This is a genomic window from Candidatus Accumulibacter phosphatis (genome assembly GCF_012939955.1).
Classification (GTDB): Bacteria; Pseudomonadota; Gammaproteobacteria; order Burkholderiales; family Rhodocyclaceae; genus Accumulibacter; species Accumulibacter delftensis.
The window spans coordinates 1-581 of record NZ_SPMY01000145.1 but is presented as its reverse complement, the minus strand read 5'-3'; the positions used below and the strand labels follow the sequence as shown (position 1 = coordinate 581).

2 pseudogenes are annotated in these 581 nt (G+C 59.6%); one reads left to right on the top strand and one right to left on the bottom strand.

From position 1 onward, the window contains the following. A pseudogene (locus E4Q23_RS23180) lies at window positions 1-173 on the bottom strand (IS5/IS1182 family transposase); the annotation flags it as partial. Between the two features lie 203 nt (window positions 174-376). Between E4Q23_RS23180 and E4Q23_RS23170 the strand changes: the two are divergent. Beyond that, window positions 377-581: pseudogene (locus E4Q23_RS23170) on the top strand (type 4a pilus biogenesis protein PilO); the annotation flags it as partial.

Genomic DNA, 581 nt, shown 5'->3' with positions numbered 1-581 from the left:
CCCCGACCGACCGGGGGCGCCGGTGTCCAATTGTCTTTGATACTGGCGTCGTCGAACCAGATCGTCAGGTTGCCCCGGTTGACCAGCGAACGGTCGTACTCCGACCAGTTCGTCACTCGATACCGCTGCTTCGACGTCGCCTCGCCAGTGTCTGGCCTTACCCTCGCTGCCATCCGATCTCTCCTCTATCGCCGCTCAGCCCCGACTCTGGGGGACATGCCATTATAATGCGCCAACGCCATATCGAAGCGTCGCCGTGGCTTGAGAAACCCCGTTTGATCGAGATCAAGGCAGTGCTGGTCGACAAGCGTCGTCTCAACGAATTCAGCATGAACGCCTCCCTGAAAAGGGCCGCCGTAGGCCAAGAGGGGCAGCAATGAAGACGACGCCCAAGCTTCCGTCTATCGATTTCCGCGAGATGCTCAGAGACTTTGAGAATCTCGATCCGAAGGATCCCGGAGCGTGGCCGGTTGCGCCGCGTGTAACCGTCCTGGTCGGGTTGTTCATTTTGCTCTCGCTAGCCGGGTGGTGGTTTGTCTGGGCTGACCAGTTGGACGAGTTGGCGAGCAAGGAACAGGAAG